This window comes from Pseudonocardia sp. 73-21 (assembly GCF_001899645.1).
Lineage (GTDB): Bacteria > Actinomycetota > Actinomycetes > Mycobacteriales > Pseudonocardiaceae > Pseudonocardia.
In genome coordinates this window covers 78,464-96,433 of record NZ_MKVV01000044.1, presented here as the reverse complement: position 1 = coordinate 96,433, position 17,970 = coordinate 78,464, and the positions used below count along the sequence as shown (strand labels likewise).

The following is a 17,970-nucleotide window of genomic DNA, read 5'->3' as shown; positions in this document are numbered from 1 at the left end:
GGATGCCGTGTTGGGCACAACTGGACAGCGGGTGTCGAGGTCGGGTACGAGCGTGAGCAGGGGCGATCCGGTTACCCGGTCCGCTTCACACTCCAGTGAATGAACGTTAACCTCGGCGGCATGACGGCAACACTGGGCTCGGCCACCCACGAGGTGCTGGTGGCCGATCTGCGCGAGAAGCTGGCCGAGGCCCGGCTCGGCGGCCCCGAACGCTCCCGGGCGCGGCACGTCGAGCGCGGGAAGCTGCTGCCCCGCGACCGCGTCGACCGGCTCGTCGACCCGTCGTCGCCGTTCCTGGAGCTCTCCCCGCTGGCCGCGCACGGCCTCTACGGCGGTGACGCGCCGGGTGCCGGTGTCATCACCGGCGTCGGGCGCGTGGCCGGGCGCGAGTGCGTGATCGTGGCCAACGACGCCACGGTCAAGGGCGGCACCTACTACCCGATGACGGTCAAGAAGCACCTGCGCGCGCAGGAGGTGGCGCTGCACAACCGGCTGCCGTGCATCTACCTCGTCGACTCCGGGGGCGCGTACCTCCCCGAGCAGGACGACGTCTTCCCCGACCGCGAGCACTTCGGCCGGATCTTCTACAACCAGGCCCAGATGTCGGGCAGGGGGATCCCGCAGATCGCCGCCGTGCTGGGCTCGTGCACCGCGGGCGGCGCGTACGTGCCGGCGATGAGCGACGAGGCCGTGATCGTGCGCAACCAGGGCACGATCTTCCTGGGCGGTCCGCCGCTGGTGAAGGCGGCCACCGGCGAGGTCGTCACGGCGGAGGAGCTGGGTGGCGGCGACCTGCACTCGAAGGTCTCCGGGGTCACCGACCACCTCGCGAACGACGACGCGCACGCGCTCTCGATCGTCCGCTCGATCGTCGGCACGTTGGGCCCGCGCGCTCCGCGGCCGTGGGACGTGCTCCCCACCGAGGAACCGGCCGTCGACCCGGAGTCGCTGTACGAGGTCGTGCCGACCGACTCCCGGACGCCCTACGACGTGCGCGAGGTGATCACCCGTGTCGTCGACGGCTCGCGCTTCCATGAGTTCAAGTCCGAGTACGGCACCACGCTGGTCACCGGCTTCGCACACATCCACGGGCACCCGGTGGGGATCGTCGCGAACAACGGGATCCTGTTCTCCGAGTCGGCGCTCAAGGGTGCGCACTTCATCGAGCTGTGCGACCAGCGCGGCATCCCGCTGGTGTTCCTGCAGAACATCTCCGGGTTCATGGTCGGCCGCGAGTACGAGGCCGGCGGCATCGCGAAGAACGGCGCCAAGATGGTCACGGCCGTGGCGTCCACGCGGGTCCCGAAGCTCACGGTGATCATCGGTGGCTCGTTCGGCGCCGGCAACTACTCGATGTGCGGCCGCGCCTACTCGCCCCGTTTCCTGTTCATGTGGCCCAACGCCCGGATCTCGGTGATGGGCGGGGAGCAGGCGGCGATGGTGCTGGGCACGGTCGGCTCGGGTTCCGGGGCGGGTGGGGACAACGGCGCAGAGATCCGGGCCCAGTACGAACGCCAGGGCCATCCGTACTACTCGACCGCCCGGATCTGGGACGACGGCGTGATCGACCCGAAGGACACGAGAACGGTCCTGGGCCTGGCGCTGAGCGCAGCCGCGAACGCGCCCCTGGCGGATCCCGCCTTCGGCGTCTTCCGGATGTGACCCCGATGCGCTTGCCCGAATCCCGACGAACGGCACGATCGTCGGAACCTGTGCGACGACAGTGCCGCTCGTCGGTCGTTTCGAGGGAGTTCCCGCGTGTTTGACACCGTGCTCGTCGCCAACCGGGGCGAGATCGCCGTGCGGGTGATCCGCACCCTCCGGCTGCTCGGGATCCGGTCCGTCGCCGTCTTCTCCGACGCCGACGCGTCCGCGCCGCACGTCGCGCTGGCCGACGTCGCCGTCCGGATCGGGCCCGCGGCCGCCGCCGAGAGCTACCTCTCGATCCCGGCCGTCATCGCGGCCGCCCGGGCCACCGGGGCGCAGGCGATCCACCCGGGCTACGGGTTCCTGAGCGAGAACACCGCCTTCGCCGCCGCCTGCGAGGAGGCGGGCATCGCGTTCGTGGGGCCGCCCGCGTCGGCGATCGAGGCGATGGGCGACAAGATCCGCGCCAAGCAGACCGTCGCCAAGGCCGGGGTACCCGTCGTCCCCGGCTCCGACGGCTCCGGTCTCGACGACGCCGCGCTCGCCCTGGCCGTGGAGCAGGTGGGCTACCCGGTGCTGCTCAAGCCGTCGGCGGGTGGCGGCGGCAAGGGGATGCACGAGGTGCATCGCCCCGAGGACCTCTCGGCGTCGATCGCGACGGCCCGCCGCGAGGCCCGCAGCTCCTTCGGCGACGACACGCTGCTCGTCGAGCGGCTCGTCACCACCCCACGGCACATCGAGATCCAGGTCATGGCCGACCAGCACGGCACCGTCATCCACCTCGGTGAACGCGAGTGCTCCCTGCAGCGACGGCACCAGAAGATCGTCGAGGAGGCGCCGTCGCCCCTGCTCACCGACGCCCAGCGCGCGACGATGGGCGCGGCCGCGTGCGAGGCGGCGCGGGCCTGCGGCTACACCGGTGCGGGCACGGTCGAGTTCATCGTCGGCGCCGACGATCCTGACCAGTTCTTCTTCATGGAGATGAACACCCGCCTGCAGGTGGAGCACCCCGTCACGGAGATGGTCACCGGACTCGACCTGGTCGAGATGCAGCTGCGGGTGGCCGCGGGGGAGCCGCTGCCGATCACCCAGGACGACGTCACGCTCACCGGGCACGCCGTCGAGGTGCGCGTCTACGCCGAGGATCCCGCGGCCGGCTTCCTGCCCACGGGCGGGCGGATCCTCGCGCTGGAGCTCCCGAATGGCGTCCGCGTCGACTCCGGGGTGGTCGCGGGCGGCACGGTGGGCTCGGACTACGACCCGATGCTCGCCAAGATCATCGCCCACGGGGCCGACCGGGCCGAGGCCATCCGGCGCCTCGACGCCGCGCTGGGCGACACCGTGCTGCTGGGGCTGGGCACCAACATCGGCTTCCTGCGCGCCCTGCTCGCCGACACCGACGTCCGGGCCGGGCGCCTGGACACCGGACTCGTCGGCCGTCGCGTCGACGACTGGACGTCCGCGGAGCTCCCCGACGATGTCCTCCCCGTCGCCGCCGTGCACGCGCTGGCCGCGCTGGAGCCCGCCGGCGCCGTCGTCGACCCGTTCGACATCCCCGGGGGCTGGCGGGTCGGGGAACCGTCCTGGACCACCTGGACGCTCGTCGTCGCCGGGGGCGACGCCGTCGACGTGTCGGTCCGGGGGCGTGCCTCGGCGGCGGAGTGCACCGTCGGCCCCGGCGGGCCTCCGGTGCTCGTGCGCGGATATCCGGGCCAGGGCACCGATTTCCGCGCACAGGTGGATGGGGTGGCCCGCTCCTACGTCGTCGTCCGGGACGGGGCCACGCTCTGGATCGGGCGCGACGGGCACGCGTGGGCCGTGCGCGAGCAGGGGCCGGAGGAGGCCGCGGTCGAGGCCGGGGCCGGCGGTCCCGTGGTCTCGCCGATGCCCGGCACCGTCACGGTCGTCGAGGTCACCGAAGGACAGCGGGTCTCCGCCGGGGACCGGCTGGTCGTGGTCGAGGCCATGAAGATGGAACACGTGCTCACCGCGCCCGTCGACGGGGTGGTGCGCCAACTCCGCGCCCGGGCGGGCTCCACCGTCGCCCGGGACGCCGTGCTGCTGATCGTCGAGGGAGACGGCAATGGATCTTGATCTGACCGAGGAGCACGAGGCCCTGCGGGCCACCGTCGAGGACTTCGCGCGCAAGGAGGTCGCCCCCGTCATCGGCGATCTGTACGAGCGCGAGGAGTTCCCCTACGAGATCGTCGCCAAGATGGGTGCGATGGGGCTGTTCGGCCTGCCCGTCTCGGAGGAGTACGGCGGCATGGGCGGCGACTACTTCGCCCTGTGCCTCGCGCTGGAGGAGCTCGCCCGCGTCGACTCGTCGGTCGCGATCACCCTCGAGGCCGGCGTCTCGCTCGGCGCGATGCCGATCTACCGCTTCGGCACCGACGCGCAGAAGGCCGAGTGGCTGCCCGCCCTCACGGCGGGCGAGAAGCTCGGCGCGTTCGGCCTCACCGAGGCCGGGGGCGGCTCCGACGCCGGCGCCACCCGCACCACCGCCCGCCTCGACGGCGACGAGTGGGTGATCAACGGTTCCAAGGCGTTCATCACGAACTCGGGCACCGACATCACCAGCGTCGTCACCGTCACCGCGCTGACCGGTGACCGTGAGATCTCGGCGATCATGGTGCCGTCCGGCACGCCGGGGTTCCGGGTCGCGAAGCCGTACTCGAAGGTCGGCTGGTGCGCGAGCGACACCCACGAGCTGTTCTTCGACGACGTGCGGGTGCCCGCCGCCAACCTCGTCGGCGAGCGCGGCCGCGGCTACGCGCAGTTCCTCTCCATCCTCGACGAGGGGCGCGTCGCGATCGCCGCCCTGAGCGTCGGCCTGGCGCAGGGCTGCGTGGACGAGTCGGTCCGCTACGCCCACGAGCGCGAGGCGTTCGGCCACCACATCGGCTCCTACCAGGCGATCCAGTTCAAGATCGCCGACATGGAGGCGCGCGCCCACACCGCGCGGCTGGCCTACTACGCGGCCGCCTCGAAGATGCTCAAGGGTGCCCCGTTCAAGAAGGAGGCGGCCATCGCGAAGCTCGTGTCGTCGAATGCGGCGATGGACAACGCCCGCGACGCCACGCAGATCTTCGGCGGCTACGGCTTCATGAACGAGTACCCGGTGGGCCGCTTCTACCGCGACGCGAAGATCCTCGAGATCGGTGAGGGCACGAGCGAGGTGCAGAAGATGCTCATCGCCCGCCAACTCGGTCTGCGGTAACTGCATCCACGGAGCCCACTACCCCGGTAGAGCGGGTAGGCCACCCGTTCGGGTGGCCGCCATCGAAGGGGATGTCACCATGTGGATCCGTCGAGCTCTCCGTGCCACTCTCGTGGTGGTCGCCGTCGGCGCGGCCGGTGTCGCGTTCACCGCGCCCGCCCAGGCGTCGCCCGCTGCCGCCACGCCGGCCCAGCACACCCACCACCATCCGCACTCGAGGGTCCTGGAGGTCAGGTCCGGTAGGACCGTCCTGGTTCTGGACGCCGGTACCGCGGGTGTCCTGACGGCCAACGGGGTCGAGGTCGCCCCGATCGCCGGTGCCTACGCCTCCGGCAAGGGCATCGCGTTCCCGATCGTCGGGGGCTCGCTGGACCGCAAGACCGCGGCCGGGGTGATCTACCACCGCGGCGGCCTGAAGTTCAGCGCCGGCACGAAGTCCCTGAGCGTGCAGGACTTCACGATCGACACCACCAAGGGCGTGCTCACCGCCCGCGTGAGCGGGACGACGACCCGCGTGCCGCTGCTGAACCTGGACGCCTCCGGCGTGTCGATCAGGGGCGGCTGGAAGTCGCTGACGGTCAGCGGCGTGCACGGCACCCTCACGAAGGAGGCGGCTGCGGCCCTGAACTCGACGTTCGGCGTGACGCTGTTCAAGGCGGGCATTCCGATCGGCACCGCGACGGTGAAGGCCCGCGGCTGACGGAGCCCGCATCGCGCGGCCTCGGGCCGGGCGCGGGAGGATAACGGGGCGAATGCCCTGTTCGTCCGGATCGGGTGCTCGTCAGCGGCGCCGCGATCCTCGTCGTCGAGACCCCGCGACCCGGCTCGTGGCGCCGTACGTGGGGCTCACGCTGCGGTCCACCACCGCCGTCATCGGCGTCGCGCTCGCGGGCATCGCCGCGGGCGCGACGCTCGGTGGGCGGTGGGCTTCACCATGCCGCGCCACCTGGCCGCGACCCGTCCGGGCAGCACGGCGACGGTGCTGGAGGTCGACTCCGGCGTGGTGGAGCTGGGCCGCCGGGAGCTGGGCGTCGACACCATCCCCGGCCTGGACGTCCGGATCGGTGACGCCCGCACGAGCCTGGACCGCCTGCCGTCGGCGTCGGCCGACGTGGTGGTGGGCGACGCGTTCGGGTCGCGGTCCGTGCCGTGGCACCTGGCCACTGCGGAGTTCGCGGACGACGTGCACCCCGTGCTGCGCCCGGGCGTCTACGTGCCCAACGTGATCGACCACGACGCGAACCGGCGGTGCTCACCGACGACCGGGCCCCCGTCGACCAGTTGCTGTCGTGACCGCCCATCACGGTACGGTCCCGGGACCGAACCGGGAGGTGGCCGTGGCCGGCTGGGACGACCTGATGTCCTTCGTGCGTGTGCGCTACGAGATCATGCGCCAGCGCGAGAACGAGCTCTGGTTCAACCTGCCCACCACCGGTGAGCGCACCCAGGTGGTCGTGGTCCGCCTCGTCACCGGTGAGGACGGGCACCCGTGGGCGCAGATCACCTCACCGGTGGGCCGCGTCGGCCAGATCGACCTGGTGAAGGTGCTCGAGATGGCCGCCGAGCCGGTCACGGGCGGCGTCGTCTCCGAGAACGGTCTTGTGCTGTTCCGCCACTCGATCCCGTTGGGTGACACCGAGCTGGACGGCTTCGACCGCTCGTTCCAGCTCGTGGTCGGCGTGGCCGACCGGCTCGAGCTCGAACTGACGGGCGCGGACGAGCACTGACCGTCGTCAGCCGAACTGCGGTGTGAGATCCAGCGCCTGGTCCACCAGCACGCGCAGCCTGGCCAGGAGCTGGTCGGCCTCGCCCCAGGTCAGGGCGCCCGACCGGACTCCGGACCTGATCTCTTCCGCCACCGTGCGGGCGAACTGGGTGGACCAGTCGGCCCGGGTATCTCCATCACGCATTGTGAGATCCTGCCCTGTGACACGGATCACGTCACATCTGGGGTCTCATGAACACCATCTGTCACACAGGTGACATGCGCAGGTCATCGAGGACGCCGGGTCGTGCCGCCACCGACTGCAGGGCCGTGAGTGTCGGGTGACCGCCCGCGAGCAGGGCGATGTCGGTGCCCGGCGCCGGCCCGTCCTCCCGCTCGGCCAGCGTCGCGTGCAGCGCCTCGCCGTCCTCACCGGTGCGGTGCTCCATGCGGATCTGCACCGCTCCGAACGGCGCCAGCTCCGCCTCGCGCAGCGCACCGAGCTCGGCGACGGGGAGGTCCGGCACGTTCAGCGACAGGACGGTGCCGTCCGGGCCGGCCAGCAGCAGGTCCAGCACCGCGGGCAGCACGTGCCGCACGGCCTCCCAGTGCGGCGTCTCGGGCGGCTCCCAACCCGTGTCGAGGGACACCGCGAGGGCGCGGAATCCGTAGAGCGACGCGGTGAGCGCGGCGCCGACCGTGCCGGAGTGCAGCACCATCCGTCCGACGTTGGAACCGAGGTTGGCGCCCGAGAGCACCACGTCGGGCTGCGGGTCGAGCCAGCCGCGGGCCGCCGCGTGCACGATCCAGGCCGGGTGGCCCTCGACGCCGTACGCCGGGACGCCCGGCAGGCCGGGGAGCACGCGGGGGTGCACACGGGTGCGGCCGCCCTCGCGCACGGAGACGACGGAGGCGCCCACCCCGCTCGCGTCGACGTGCGGTGCGGCCACGACGACGTCGAACCCGGCGTCCCGCGCGCCCTCGGCCAGGGCCCACAGCCCGGGGGAGTCGATGCCGTCGTCGTTGGTGATCAGGGCACGCAGCTGACGGGAGGAGGACACGCCTCCACCGTAGGTCTTGCGCGGCGCCCGTCGGTGGGGCGACCGTCACGTATGGCGATCGGGCGACTCCACCACACGGTGATCGACTGCGCGGACCCGGCGGGGCTCGCGGCATTCTGGTCGGGGTTGCTCGGGCTGCCGGTCACCTTCCGCAGCGCCGGCTGGGTGGTGGTGGCCCGCGACGCGACGACGTCCGGCCTGGCCTTCCAGCTCGCCCCCGACCACGTGCCGCCCGCCTGGCCCGATCCGGCCCGCCCGCAGCAGGTGCACCTCGACGTGATGGTCGACGACCAGGCCGCCGCCGCGTCCGCGGTGCTCGCCCTCGGGGCCCGGCCGCTGCCGGGGGACCACGTCTTCGCCGATCCGGCAGGTCATCCCTTCTGTCTGGTTCCGCGCCCCGGCTGGGCACCTCCCGTCGGACGGGGGCCCGACCGGTCCTAGTCTTCCGGTGCGCCCGCCGCTCCCCGGAGGACCCGTGTTCGCCTCGCCCCTGCTCGACGCGCCGCTGATCGCCGGCCCGTTGCCGACGACGATCTCGGTGGTCGGCGCGTTCGGAGCCGGCTACCTGCTGCTGCGCCGCGACCGCGCGTGGTGGACGCGGCGGCTCTGGGTCGCCCTCGCCGTCGGGGTGGGGCTCGCCGGGCTGGCCGAGCTGTTCGTCGTGGTCGTGCGGCCGTTCCCGGACATGCTGCCGCTGCGGATGCTCACCTGGATCGCGGTGGCCGGTGCCGGTGCGGCGCTGGCGTGGGCGCGCCGCGACGAGGTCCGGTGGCGGCGGGTGGCGGCCCTCGTGGCGCTGGTCGCGGTGATCGCGACCTGCGCGGTCAAGGCCAACGCGTTCTACGGCTACCGCCCGACGCTCGCCACGGCGCTCGGCATCCCCGCCCACAACGAGATCGACTTCGCGACGCTCACCCGGACCGAGCCGCTGGTGGTGGCCCCGCCCGGCGTGCCGCTGGCGCGGATCTGGCACTCCCCGCAGGGCATGCCGCACACCGGCCGGATCAGCCACGTCGACATCCCCGGCCGCCGCTCGCACTTCCCGTCGCGCGCCGCGTGGCTCTACCTCCCGCCCGCCTACCTCGGCACGCGCCGGGCGCAGCTGCCCGTGCTGGTGCTGGTGCCGGGCCAGCCCGGCGGCCCGGAGGACTGGCTGCTCGCCGGGAAGCTGGCCGACGTCGTCGACACGTTCGCGGCCGCCCACGACGGCCTCGCACCGGTGGTCGTGATCCCCGACGCCACCGGCTCGCCGTTCGGCAACCCGCTGTGCGTCGACTCCCGGCTGGGCGCCGCCGAGACCTACCTCGCCGACGACGTGCCCGAATGGGTGGCCGCCCACCTGCAGGTGGCCCCGGGCCCGCTCGCCATCGGCGGGTTCTCCTTCGGCGGCACCTGCGCGCTGCAGCTCGCGGTGCGCAGGCCCGACGTCTACCCGACGTTCGTCGACATCTCCGGCCAGTCCGAACCGTCGCTGGGGGACCGCGCACAGACGGTCGGTGACGCGTTCGGGGGCGACGAGGCCGCGTTCGACCGCGTCGACCCGCTCGACGAGCTGCGGCACACCCGCTTCCCGCGCAGTGCCGGGATCCTCGCCGTCGGGCGCGACGACCCCGATTTCCGCCCGCAGGACGAGCAGGTCACGACGGCCCTGCGGGCGGCCGGCATGGCCGTCGCGCTCGACGAGCCGCCCGGCGGGCACTCCTGGAGCATGGCGTCCGACGAGCTCGGACGGGTCCTGCCGTGGATCGCGGCGCGCACCGGCCTGCTCGCCCCCGCCGCCCCGGGGGCGTCGTAGTCTCACCCACCGTGCGCGTACCCATGCCCCCGACGGGCGAGCAGTTCGAGATCGTCTCCGGGGACACCCGGGCCGTCGTCACCGAGGTGGGGGCCGGACTGCGGTCGCTGACCCGCGCCGGTCGGCACTACGTCGAGACCTACGACGAGGACGCCCGGCCCCCGCGCGGGGCGGGCGCCGTCCTCGTCCCGTGGCCCAACCGCACCGCCCACGGCCGCTGGACGTGGAACGGCGGCCCGCAGCAGCTGCCCCTCACCGAGGCGGAGGCGGGCAACGCCATCCACGGCCTCCTGCGCCACGTCCTCTACACCGCCGGGGAGCGCAGCGCCGACGCCGTCACGCTGCACGCCGTGGTGCCGGTGCAGCCGGGCTGGCCGGTGCCGCTCGACACCAGCGTCCGGTTCGCGGTGTCCGACGAGGACGGTCTCACCGTCACCCACACCGTGCGCAACGTCGGCACGCACGCGGTGCCGTTCGGCGTCGGCGCGCACCCCTACCTGCGCGTCGGCGACGTCCCCACCGACGACTGCACGCTGACCCTGGCCGCCACCTCGTCGCTGCCGCTGGAGCTCGGCCTGCCCACCGGCCCGGCCGTGCCCGTGGCCGGGGAGCTGGACCTGCGCGGCGGTCGCGAGCTCGCCGGGATGGAGCTCGACCACGCCTTCGGCGGGGCCGTCCCCACCGACGGCGACACCCTCGTGCGGCACCGCCTGGAGGCGGACGGGGCCGGCGTGGAGCTGTGGGCCGAACCCGAGTTCGGCTGGGTCCAGGTCTTCACCCCCGACGACCACCCCGGCCGCGGCCGCGCGGTGGCCGTCGAGCCGATGACCTGCCCGCCCGACGCCCTCAACTCCGGCACCGGCCTGCTCACCGTCGGGCCGGGCGAGGAGTGGTCGGGCCGCTGGGGCCTGCGCCCCTTCTAGTTGAGGTGCGCGCGGAGGCCTTTGGCCGCGTTCGTGAGCTTCTCGGCCTGCGCCGAGCCGGCGCCGTCGGCGTAGCGCTCCAGCAGCGTGGCGCCGTCCACCCAGCGGGCCTGGTCGCCGAGGGCCTCGGCCAGCTCCAGCCGCTCGGGCATGCCCGCCCCCGGTAGGGCGAGCCGCATCCGCAGCACCCACTCCAGGTCGGCCGCGCTGCGCCGGCTGCGGTAGATGGCGCGGAGGTTCTCCAGCATCCGCACCAGGATCGCGCGGGTGGGGGTGGCCGTGAGCAGGTGCGGGCCGAACGGCGCCTCCGGCCCGGCGGCCGCCCGGAAGCGGGCCTCGCACTCGGCCGGTGTGAGCGGCGTGCCCCCGGCGAAGACATCCAGGAGGGTGTGGGTGCCGACGGCGCGCACGAGGAAGTGCCCGGGCATGCCGACGCCCTCCAGGGCGATCCCCGCCCGCCTGCCCACCTCGATCGTGACGACGGCGAGCGTGATCGGGATGCCCAGCCGGCGGCGCAGGACGTGCGGGAGCAGGGAGTTGCGCGGGTCGTAGTAGTCCTTGCCGTTGCCCGCGAACGCCTCCTGGACGAACAGCCGGTGCACGAGACCGTCGAGGGAGGTGACGCCGACGGCGAGGCGGTCGAGCTCGGCGAGGCCGCGCTCGATGTCGCGGCCCGGCTCGGCGCGGGGCGCCGCCCCGGCGGCGAGGGCCAGCGCGGCGCGGTCCAGCGGCGGGTCGGGCGCCCCGACCAGCTCCGTGAACCGTGCAACGGCATCCATCCCCCCATCGTGCGCGACCCGGTCGTCCCCGTCGAGACCACACAGGGGTAGGCATGTGGCATGAGCACCGTTCTGTCGGATCTCGTCAACCACCAGGTCCGCCTCGCCGCCCGCCCCACCGGCCTCCCCACCCCCGAGGTCTGGGAGCACACCACCGAGCCCGTCGCGGAACCCGCCGACGGCCAGATCGTCATCTGCGTCACCCACCTCTCGCTCGACCCCGCCATGCGCGGCTGGATGAACGCGGGCCGCAGCTACATCCCGCCGGTGGAGATCGGTGCGGTCATGCGGGCGCTGGCGGCCGGTGAGGTCGTCGCGTCGGCGAACCCCGGCTTCGCCGTGGGCGACCACGTCACGGGCGTGTTCGGTGTGCAGGAGTACCTGACGACGGACGGGAAGGGTGTGCAGAAGGTCGACCCGGGCGCCGTCCCGATCGAGACCTACCTCGCCCTGCTGGGGATGACCGGCATGACCGCCTACTTCGGCCTGTTCGACGTCGGCGCGCTCTCCGACGGCGAGACCGTGGTCGTCTCGGGCGCGGCCGGTGCGGTCGGCAGCGTCGTCGGACAGCTCGCCAGGATCAAGGGCTGCCGGGTGGTCGGCATCGCGGGCGGCCCGGAGAAGTGCGCCTGGATCGTCGACGAGCTCGGTTTCGACGCCGCGATCGACTACCGATCCGAGGACGTGGGCACGGCCCTGCGCGCGGCCGTGCCCGACGGCATCGACGTCTACTTCGACAACGTCGGCGGCGAGATCCTCGACGCCGCCCTCGCGCGCCTGCGCCACGGCGCGCGCGTCGTGATCTGCGGGGCGATCAGCGGCTACAACGCCACCGAGCCCGTGCCCGGACCGAAGAACTACCTGAGCCTGCTGGTGAACAGCGCCCGCATGGAGGGCTTCGTCGTCTCCACGTACGCGTCCCGCTGGGCCGAGGCCGGGGCCGAGATGGCCGGTTGGCTCCGCGAGGGGAAGCTGCACAGCCGGGAGGACGTGGTCCAGGGGTCCGTCGCGGACTTCCCGGACACCCTCCTGAAGCTCTTCCGCGGCGAGAACACCGGCAAGCTGGTGCTCGCCCTCAGCTGATCGTCACCCGCACCACCGTGCCGTCGGTGTCGCTCCACACCTGGAGCACATCGCACAGCTCGGAGGCCAGCCACAGCCCGCGGCCCCGCACGCCCTCCGGCGGGGGGAGCGTGAGGCCGGGGAACGGCGCGTCCATCGGGCCGCCGCCGTCGCTGATCTCGGCCACCGGGTGATCGCCGGTCCACAGTCGGAACCGGCCGGTGCCCGGACCGTGCTCGACGGAGTTGGACGCCAGCTCGTTCACGGCGAGCACGAGGTCCGCGACGCGCTCGGACGCCAGCCCGGCCCGTCCCGCGACGTCGGAGACACGATGGCGCAGCCGGGCCAGCTCGGCCGCGCCGAACGCCATCTCCGCGGCCGGCGGGCCGAGGTCGGGCGGGGGCGGCGGCGGGTGGTCGATCACGGCCTCGGCCGGCGGCCGGAACGTCCCGCTCACCGACGTGCCGGCGGCCGTCGTGATCGACGGGTGGGCCGTGGCGGCCTCCGCGGGGCCGGCGCACAGCACGGTCACCGGCAGTCCGGCGATCGCGACGTTCAGCGCGATGTCGAGACGGGCCCAGTGGCGGGGGTCGGCGACGGTCAGGTCGGGCAGGTGCTGCGCGATCACCAGCGCCCGCCCGCCGGCCTGCTCGGCCCGTCGGCTGGTGCGGGCGAAGCGCACGGCGACGGTGAACGCGGGCACGGCGTGCACCTCGGCCGGGTCGCGGAACTCGACGTCGTCCGCGACGGTGCCCAGCTCGGCACGCACGGCCGCCTCGGTCTCCCCGTCCAGCACCGCGACGACGACGTGCCGGGCCGCGGCCGTCGCGCGGATCCGCGGGGCCAGCAGCCGGGCCAGCTCGGCGGGCCCGGAGTGCAGCACCGCCTCGTGCTGCGGCGCTCGCCGTACTGCGGTCGTCATGAACACCGTCCCCCGATTGCGTCCGACCGGACGATACGGCCAGCGTCCGTGTGGAGCAGCGTGGAGCGTCGCCGCCGTGTGGCAGGGTGGGCGGGCAGCGATGAGCGACGATCAGGGAGTGGCGAGGATGCGCGTCTTCAACGGAGTGGACGACCTGCGTAGCGCGGTCGGTACCGAGATCGGGGCCAGCGACTGGGTCACCGTCGAGCAGAGCCAGATCGACACGTTCGCCGACGCCACGGGTGACCACCAGTGGATCCACGTCGACGCCGAGCGCGCGAAGTCGGGGCCGTTCGGGACCACCATCGCGCACGGGTTCCTCACCCTGTCGCTGCTGCCGGTGCTGATCGCGCAGGTCTACAAGGTCGACGGCGTCAAGATGGGCATCAACTACGGGCTCAACAAGGTGAGGTTCACCTCCCCCCTGCCCGTCGGCAGCAAGGTCCGGGGCAGCATCGAGCTCGTCGACGTCGCGGACGTGGACGGTGGGGTCCAGATCACCAACAAGGTCACCGTGGAGATCGAGGGCTCCGAGCGTCCCGCGCTCGTCGCCGAGTGGCTGACGCGCCAGTACGTCTGACCTGATCGAAGGAGATCCCCCATGCGTGACGCCGTGATCTGCGAGCCCCTCCGGACGCCGGTGGGCGGCTTCGGCGGCTCCCTGCGGGACGTGCCGGCGCACGAGCTCGCGGCCACGGTGATCCGCGGGCTCCTGGAGCGCACCGGCCTCGCCCCCGACGCCGTGAACGACGTGATCCTCGGGCACTGCTACCCGTCGATGGACGCGCCGGCGATCGGCCGGGTCGCCGCGCTCGACGCGGGCCTGCCGATCACCGTCACCGGGCTGCAGATCGACCGCCGCTGCGGTTCGGGCCTGCAGGCCGTCCTCTACGCGGCGATGCAGGTGCAGTCGGGCGCGTCGGAGGTGGTGCTGGCCGGCGGCGCCGAGTCGATGAGCAACGCGTCGTTCTACTCCACGGCCATGCGCTGGGGCACCAAGGCCGGGCCCGGCGTCATGCTCAACGACTCGCTCGCCCGCGGCCGCGTCACGGCCGGCGGCGTCAACTTCCCGGTGCCCGGCGGCATGATCGAGACCGCCGAGAACGTCCGCCGCGACTACGGCATCCCGCGGGAGGAGCAGGACTCCTACGCGGTGCGCAGCCACCAGCGCGCGGCCGCCGCGCGCGACGCCGGCCGGTTCGCCGACGAGATCGTGCCCGTCACGGTGAAGGGCAGGAAGTCCGACACGGTGGTCGACGCCGACGAGCACATCCGCGCCGACTCCACGGTGGAGAAGCTCGCCACCCTGCGCCCGATCCTGGGCAAGAACGACCCGGACGCCACGGTCACCGCCGGCAACGCCAGCGGCCAGAACGACGGCGCGTCGATCTGCGTGGTCACCCACCCGGCGAAGGCCGAGGAGCTGGGGCTGCGCCCGCTCGCCCGCCTCGTCTCGTGGGGCCTGGGCGGGGTGCCGCCGAAGACCATGGGCATCGGGCCGGTCCCGGCCACCGCCCAGGCGCTCGCCGCCGCCGGGCTGACCCTGGCCGACATCGACCTGATCGAGCTGAACGAGGCCTTCGCGGCCCAGGTGCTGGGGGTCACGCGCGAGTGGAAGCTCGTGCCGGAGGACTTCGACCGCGTCAACGTCAACGGGTCGGGCATCTCGCTCGGGCACCCCGTCGGCGCCACCGGCGGCCGGATCCTGGCCACCCTCACCCGCGAGATGGCGAGGCGCGAGGCGCGCTACGGCCTCGAGACCATGTGCATCGGTGGAGGCCAGGGCCTGGCGGCGGTCTTCGAGCGCGTCTGACCCCGGCCGGGGCCGGCGGACCGGGTGAAACGCCATGCCGGTTCCGCGCGATTCCCCTGGAGAAGGTTGTCGCAGCAACCGCACCAGGGGAGTCGGGATGGCAGTCGTGGGGGTGTCCACGCTGAGTGGACGGGATCGGGCCGTGCTGCGCGCGGTGGCGGCGGGACGCGGCCAGCTCGGGGCCGGGTGCGAGCCCGTCCTGCTCGTGGACGGCCTCGTGTGCGCCGATTTCTCCACCGGCTCCCGGCTCGTCGCCGCGGGGCTCCTGGAGGCCCCGGACCGGCGGCGCGTGCTCACTCCGGCCCGGCTGACCGCGGCCGGGTGCGCCGCGCTGGATCCCGCCGGCGCCTGACGGCCAGCATCACATCTCCGGGAGTTGCCTCCGCCCGTCGGACCAGACATGCTTGCACGCAGCAACTTGTTGCATGCCGCATGTATTGCGGGCGGATCGTGAGGAGCATCCAGTGTCGTCCCAGCATGAGCCCGACCTCGAGGTCGCCGACGCCGTGGGCACCCAGCTCATCCGGCTCATGCGCCTCATCGAGCGGACCCAGGCCCAGTACCAGGCCGACCATGCGGACGCCGTCGAACGCGCCACCTACCACCTGCTGGTGCACCTGGTGAAGGACGGCCCGCGGCGGGCGGGCGCGCTGGCCGAGGCCGTGCACTCCGACCCGTCCACGATCAGCCGTCAGATCGGGCACCTGGTCAAGCTGGGCTACGTCGAGCGCACCGCCGACCCGGAGGACGGTCGCGCCACGCTGCTCGCCGCCACGGACGAGGGGCGCCGGATCTTCGAGCACAACCGCAGGCTGCGCAACGAGTCGATCGCGCGGATGCTGTCGAGCTGGAGCGAGGAGGACCGCGCTGTCCTCACCGAGCTCCTGGGGCGCTTCACCGACGACTTCGAGTCGTCCAGGGCCGTGGTCGCAGGAACGAACGGCGCGCCCTAGTCGGTCAGTGCCCGGCCTTCTTCGCGCGCAGGCGGCTCGCCTTGATCTCGCGCTCGGCGTCGGCCCGGCCCACCCAGGTGGCGCCCTCGACGCTCTTGCCGGGCTCGAGGGTCTTGTAGATCTCGAAGAAGTGCTGGATCTCCGCCCGGTCGAACTCGGCCAGGTGGTGGATGTCGCGCAGGTGCTCCTGGCGGGGGTCGTCGCTGGGCACGCAGAGGACCTTGTCGTCGCCGCCCTTCTCGTCCTTCATCCGGAACATCCCGATGGCCCGGGAGCGGATCAGACAGCCGGGGAACGTGGGCTCCTGCACGAGGACGAGCGCGTCGAGCGGGTCGCCGTCCTCGCCCAGCGTGTCGTCGATGAAGCCGTAGTCGGCCGGGTACTGCGTGGCGGTGAACAACGTCCGGTCGAGCCGGATACGGCCGGACTCGTGGTCCACCTCGTACTTGTTGCGGCCGCCCTTGGGGATCTCGATGGTGACGTCGAAGTCCACTGTCGCGCTCTCCTGGTGGTCGGTGTGTCGTGTCGGCGTGTCGCCCGGGGCCCGGTCGGTCGATCGGCCCCGACCCCTCGACCGATAGTCTCGTACACCGCATGACCGGAGTTGGCGCCGGGCGAGCCGGAGGAGATGACGTTGGGGTTCGGGCAGCGGATCGGTGACACGCTGCGTGTGCCCGGTCGCGGACTGCGACGCGCGGTCGTCGTCGTGGTGGTTCTGGCGCTGGCGGGGGCCACCGGAGGGGCCGTGGCGCTCACGGCACCGGTCCTGCTCGCGCAGGTGCGCCCGGCCGCGGCGCCGGCGCTGCCCCCGGTCCCCGCGCGGATGCTGGGCCCCCTGCCGGCCACGGCCCCGGCGCCGACCGCGGCGGGGCTCACGTCGACGCTCGGCCCGATGGCCGACGCGATGGCCGGCGACTTCACCGGCACGGTGCTCGACCCCGACACGGGGAAGGTGCTGTGGCAGCGCGACGCCGCCACGGCCCTGGCGCCGGGATCCACCGCCAAGCTGATCACCCTCGCGGCCGCGCTGCTCACGCTCGACCCCACGGGCACGCTCACCACGAAGGTCGTCGCGGGCTCCACGCCGGGCACGGTGGTGCTCGTCGGTGGCGGCGACCCCACGCTCACCGCGCTGCCCCAGGGCAAGACCGGCGTCTACCCGGACCCTGCGCGCCTCACCACGCTGGCCACGCGGGTCAAGGCGGCGATGCCCGGCATCACGAAGGTGGAGATCGACACCAGCCGCTACACCGGGCCCACCAGCGCGTCGGGCTGGGACCAGGCCGACATCGCGGCCGGCAACTTCACCCCCATCGAGCCCCTGATGCTCGACGGCGGGCGGATGGACCCGGGCGCGCGGGACGGTGCGCGGGTCGACAACCCCGCCGAGGTCGCGGGGCTGACGTTCGCGAAGCTGCTCGGGCTCGACCAGAAGACCGTCGAGGTGGTGAAGACCAGCCCCGACGCCACGCAGATCGCGTCCGTGTCCTCCGCGCCGATCAGCGACCTCGTCGAGAACACCATCCAGATCTCCGACAACGTCTCCGCGGAGGTGCTGGCCCGCGAGACGGCCATCTCCCGCGGCGGCGACCCGAGCTTCACCGGCGCCGTCAAGGAGACCCTCGCCGCCCTCTCGGCCGCGGGCCTCGACCCCACCGGCGCCGTGATGTCCGACGGCAGCGGCCTGTCCACCGACGACCGGGTGCCGGCCCGGCTGCTCGGCGCGATCCTCGCGGCGGCCGCCGCGCCGTCGCAGGGGCCCCACGACACGGAGTTCCTGCGCCCGATCATCGCCGGGCTGCCGGTGGCCGGGGGCGACGGCACCCTCGACGACCGCTTCACCCCCGACGCCGACTCGGCCGCCGGCCGCGGGGTGGTGCGGGCCAAGACCGGCACGCTGACGAACGTCAGCAGCCTCGCCGGCGTGGTCACCGACGCCGACGGCAGGCTGCTGGTGTTCGCGTTCATGTCCAACGGGGTGCTGCCGTCGAAGGCCCGCCCGCGGCTGGACGACATCGCGGCGAAACTGAGCGGCTGCGGGTGTCGCTAGGGCCCGCCTGACGGGTCCGTACCGAGCGCGCAGCCGGTTG

Annotated in this window: 20 protein-coding genes and 1 pseudogene; 16 read left to right on the top strand and 5 right to left on the bottom strand. The window is 73.2% G+C overall.

What is annotated here, in order from left to right:
* Window positions 1-120: 120 nt before the first annotated feature.
* From BGP03_RS12805 to BGP03_RS12785, 7 genes and pseudogenes are all read left to right on the top strand, one after another.
* Window positions 121-1,662, top strand: coding sequence for a carboxyl transferase domain-containing protein (locus BGP03_RS12805; protein ID WP_298800001.1), 1,542 nt, complete (start codon window positions 121-123; stop codon window positions 1,660-1,662).
* A 96-nt stretch (window positions 1,663-1,758) separates the two neighbouring features.
* Window positions 1,759-3,741 (top strand): biotin carboxylase N-terminal domain-containing protein, encoded by a 1,983-nt coding sequence (locus BGP03_RS12800; RefSeq protein ID WP_298800002.1) that lies wholly within the window; start codon window positions 1,759-1,761, stop codon window positions 3,739-3,741.
* Complete coding sequence (locus BGP03_RS12795; RefSeq protein WP_296373415.1) at window positions 3,731-4,867, top strand: acyl-CoA dehydrogenase family protein; 1,137 nt, start codon at window positions 3,731-3,733, stop codon at window positions 4,865-4,867. Before BGP03_RS12800 ends, BGP03_RS12795 begins: the two co-directional genes overlap by 11 nt.
* A 79-nt stretch (window positions 4,868-4,946) precedes the next feature.
* Window positions 4,947-5,567 (top strand): HtaA domain-containing protein, encoded by a 621-nt coding sequence (locus tag BGP03_RS12790; RefSeq protein WP_296373414.1) that lies wholly within the window; start codon window positions 4,947-4,949, stop codon window positions 5,565-5,567.
* Window positions 5,568-5,619: 52 nt separating this feature from the next.
* A pseudogene (locus tag BGP03_RS35895) lies at window positions 5,620-5,793 on the top strand (hypothetical protein); the annotation flags it as partial.
* Window positions 5,794-5,801: 8 nt separating this feature from the next.
* A complete protein-coding gene (locus tag BGP03_RS35890; protein WP_363093735.1) occupies window positions 5,802-6,305 on the top strand; it encodes a fused MFS/spermidine synthase in 504 nt (167 codons plus the stop codon).
* The gene (locus tag BGP03_RS12785; protein ID WP_296373411.1) at window positions 6,205-6,594 is read left to right on the top strand and encodes a hypothetical protein; all 390 of its coding nucleotides are present in this window, start codon (window positions 6,205-6,207) and stop codon (window positions 6,592-6,594) included. The genes BGP03_RS35890 and BGP03_RS12785 overlap by 101 nt, the downstream gene beginning before the upstream one ends.
* A 6-nt stretch (window positions 6,595-6,600) precedes the next feature.
* Here the strand turns inward: BGP03_RS12785 and BGP03_RS12780 are convergent, their stop codons facing one another.
* Window positions 6,601-6,777 (bottom strand): hypothetical protein, encoded by a 177-nt coding sequence (locus tag BGP03_RS12780; RefSeq protein WP_296373405.1) that lies wholly within the window; start codon window positions 6,775-6,777, stop codon window positions 6,601-6,603.
* A 61-nt stretch (window positions 6,778-6,838) separates the two neighbouring features.
* Complete coding sequence (locus tag BGP03_RS12775; protein ID WP_296373404.1) at window positions 6,839-7,633, bottom strand: 5'/3'-nucleotidase SurE; 795 nt, start codon at window positions 7,631-7,633, stop codon at window positions 6,839-6,841.
* A 51-nt stretch (window positions 7,634-7,684) separates the two neighbouring features.
* Here BGP03_RS12775 and BGP03_RS12770 point away from each other — a divergent pair, with 51 nt between their 5' ends.
* From BGP03_RS12770 to BGP03_RS12760, 3 genes are read left to right on the top strand one after another with little or no spacing between them, the layout of a single operon-like run.
* Entirely contained in the window at window positions 7,685-8,074 is a 390-nt protein-coding gene (locus BGP03_RS12770) for a VOC family protein (RefSeq protein WP_296373402.1), read from the top strand.
* Window positions 8,075-8,108: 34 nt separating this feature from the next.
* Window positions 8,109-9,428 carry an alpha/beta hydrolase-fold protein gene (locus tag BGP03_RS12765; protein ID WP_298800004.1) on the top strand — a complete coding sequence of 440 codons (1,320 nt, stop codon included), beginning with the start codon at window positions 8,109-8,111 and terminating at the stop codon, window positions 9,426-9,428.
* Between the two features lie 23 nt (window positions 9,429-9,451).
* Window positions 9,452-10,351, top strand: coding sequence for an aldose 1-epimerase family protein (locus tag BGP03_RS12760; protein ID WP_298800020.1), 900 nt, complete (start codon window positions 9,452-9,454; stop codon window positions 10,349-10,351).
* Here BGP03_RS12760 and BGP03_RS12755 read toward each other — a convergent pair.
* The gene (locus BGP03_RS12755; protein WP_298800005.1) at window positions 10,348-11,130 is read right to left on the bottom strand and encodes a transglutaminase-like domain-containing protein; all 783 of its coding nucleotides are present in this window, start codon (window positions 11,128-11,130) and stop codon (window positions 10,348-10,350) included. The genes BGP03_RS12760 and BGP03_RS12755 overlap by 4 nt on opposite strands.
* A 60-nt stretch (window positions 11,131-11,190) precedes the next feature.
* Between BGP03_RS12755 and BGP03_RS12750 the strand changes: the two genes are divergently transcribed.
* A complete protein-coding gene (locus BGP03_RS12750; RefSeq protein ID WP_298800007.1) occupies window positions 11,191-12,213 on the top strand; it encodes an NADP-dependent oxidoreductase in 1,023 nt (340 codons plus the stop codon).
* Here BGP03_RS12750 and BGP03_RS12745 read toward each other — a convergent pair.
* Window positions 12,206-13,114: an ATP-binding protein gene (locus BGP03_RS12745; RefSeq protein ID WP_296373394.1), complete on the bottom strand. Its 909-nt coding sequence runs from the start codon at window positions 13,112-13,114 to the stop codon at window positions 12,206-12,208. The two genes, BGP03_RS12750 and BGP03_RS12745, sit on opposite strands and share 8 nt — an antisense overlap.
* Window positions 13,115-13,241: 127 nt before the next feature.
* Between BGP03_RS12745 and BGP03_RS12740 the strand changes: the two genes are divergently transcribed.
* The 4 genes from BGP03_RS12740 (at window position 13,242) to BGP03_RS12725 (ending at window position 15,880) form a co-directional block, all read left to right on the top strand.
* The gene (locus BGP03_RS12740) at window positions 13,242-13,694 is read left to right on the top strand and encodes a MaoC family dehydratase (RefSeq protein WP_296373616.1); all 453 of its coding nucleotides are present in this window, start codon (window positions 13,242-13,244) and stop codon (window positions 13,692-13,694) included.
* 21 nt (window positions 13,695-13,715) lie between these two features.
* Entirely contained in the window at window positions 13,716-14,927 is a 1,212-nt protein-coding gene (locus BGP03_RS12735; protein WP_296373392.1) for an acetyl-CoA C-acetyltransferase, read from the top strand.
* A gap of 97 nt (window positions 14,928-15,024) precedes the next feature.
* A complete protein-coding gene (locus BGP03_RS12730; protein ID WP_296373390.1) occupies window positions 15,025-15,279 on the top strand; it encodes a hypothetical protein in 255 nt (84 codons plus the stop codon).
* Window positions 15,280-15,391: 112 nt separating this feature from the next.
* Window positions 15,392-15,880: a MarR family transcriptional regulator gene (locus BGP03_RS12725; RefSeq protein WP_296373389.1), complete on the top strand. Its 489-nt coding sequence runs from the start codon at window positions 15,392-15,394 to the stop codon at window positions 15,878-15,880.
* A gap of 4 nt (window positions 15,881-15,884) precedes the next feature.
* Here the strand turns inward: BGP03_RS12725 and BGP03_RS12720 are convergent, their stop codons facing one another.
* A complete protein-coding gene (locus BGP03_RS12720; protein WP_296373388.1) occupies window positions 15,885-16,373 on the bottom strand; it encodes an inorganic diphosphatase in 489 nt (162 codons plus the stop codon).
* A gap of 135 nt (window positions 16,374-16,508) precedes the next feature.
* Between BGP03_RS12720 and dacB the strand changes: the two genes are divergently transcribed.
* Entirely contained in the window at window positions 16,509-17,930 is a 1,422-nt protein-coding gene (gene dacB, locus BGP03_RS12715) for a D-alanyl-D-alanine carboxypeptidase/D-alanyl-D-alanine-endopeptidase (protein ID WP_298800008.1), read from the top strand.
* The last annotated feature ends 40 nt before the right edge of the window (window positions 17,931-17,970 follow it).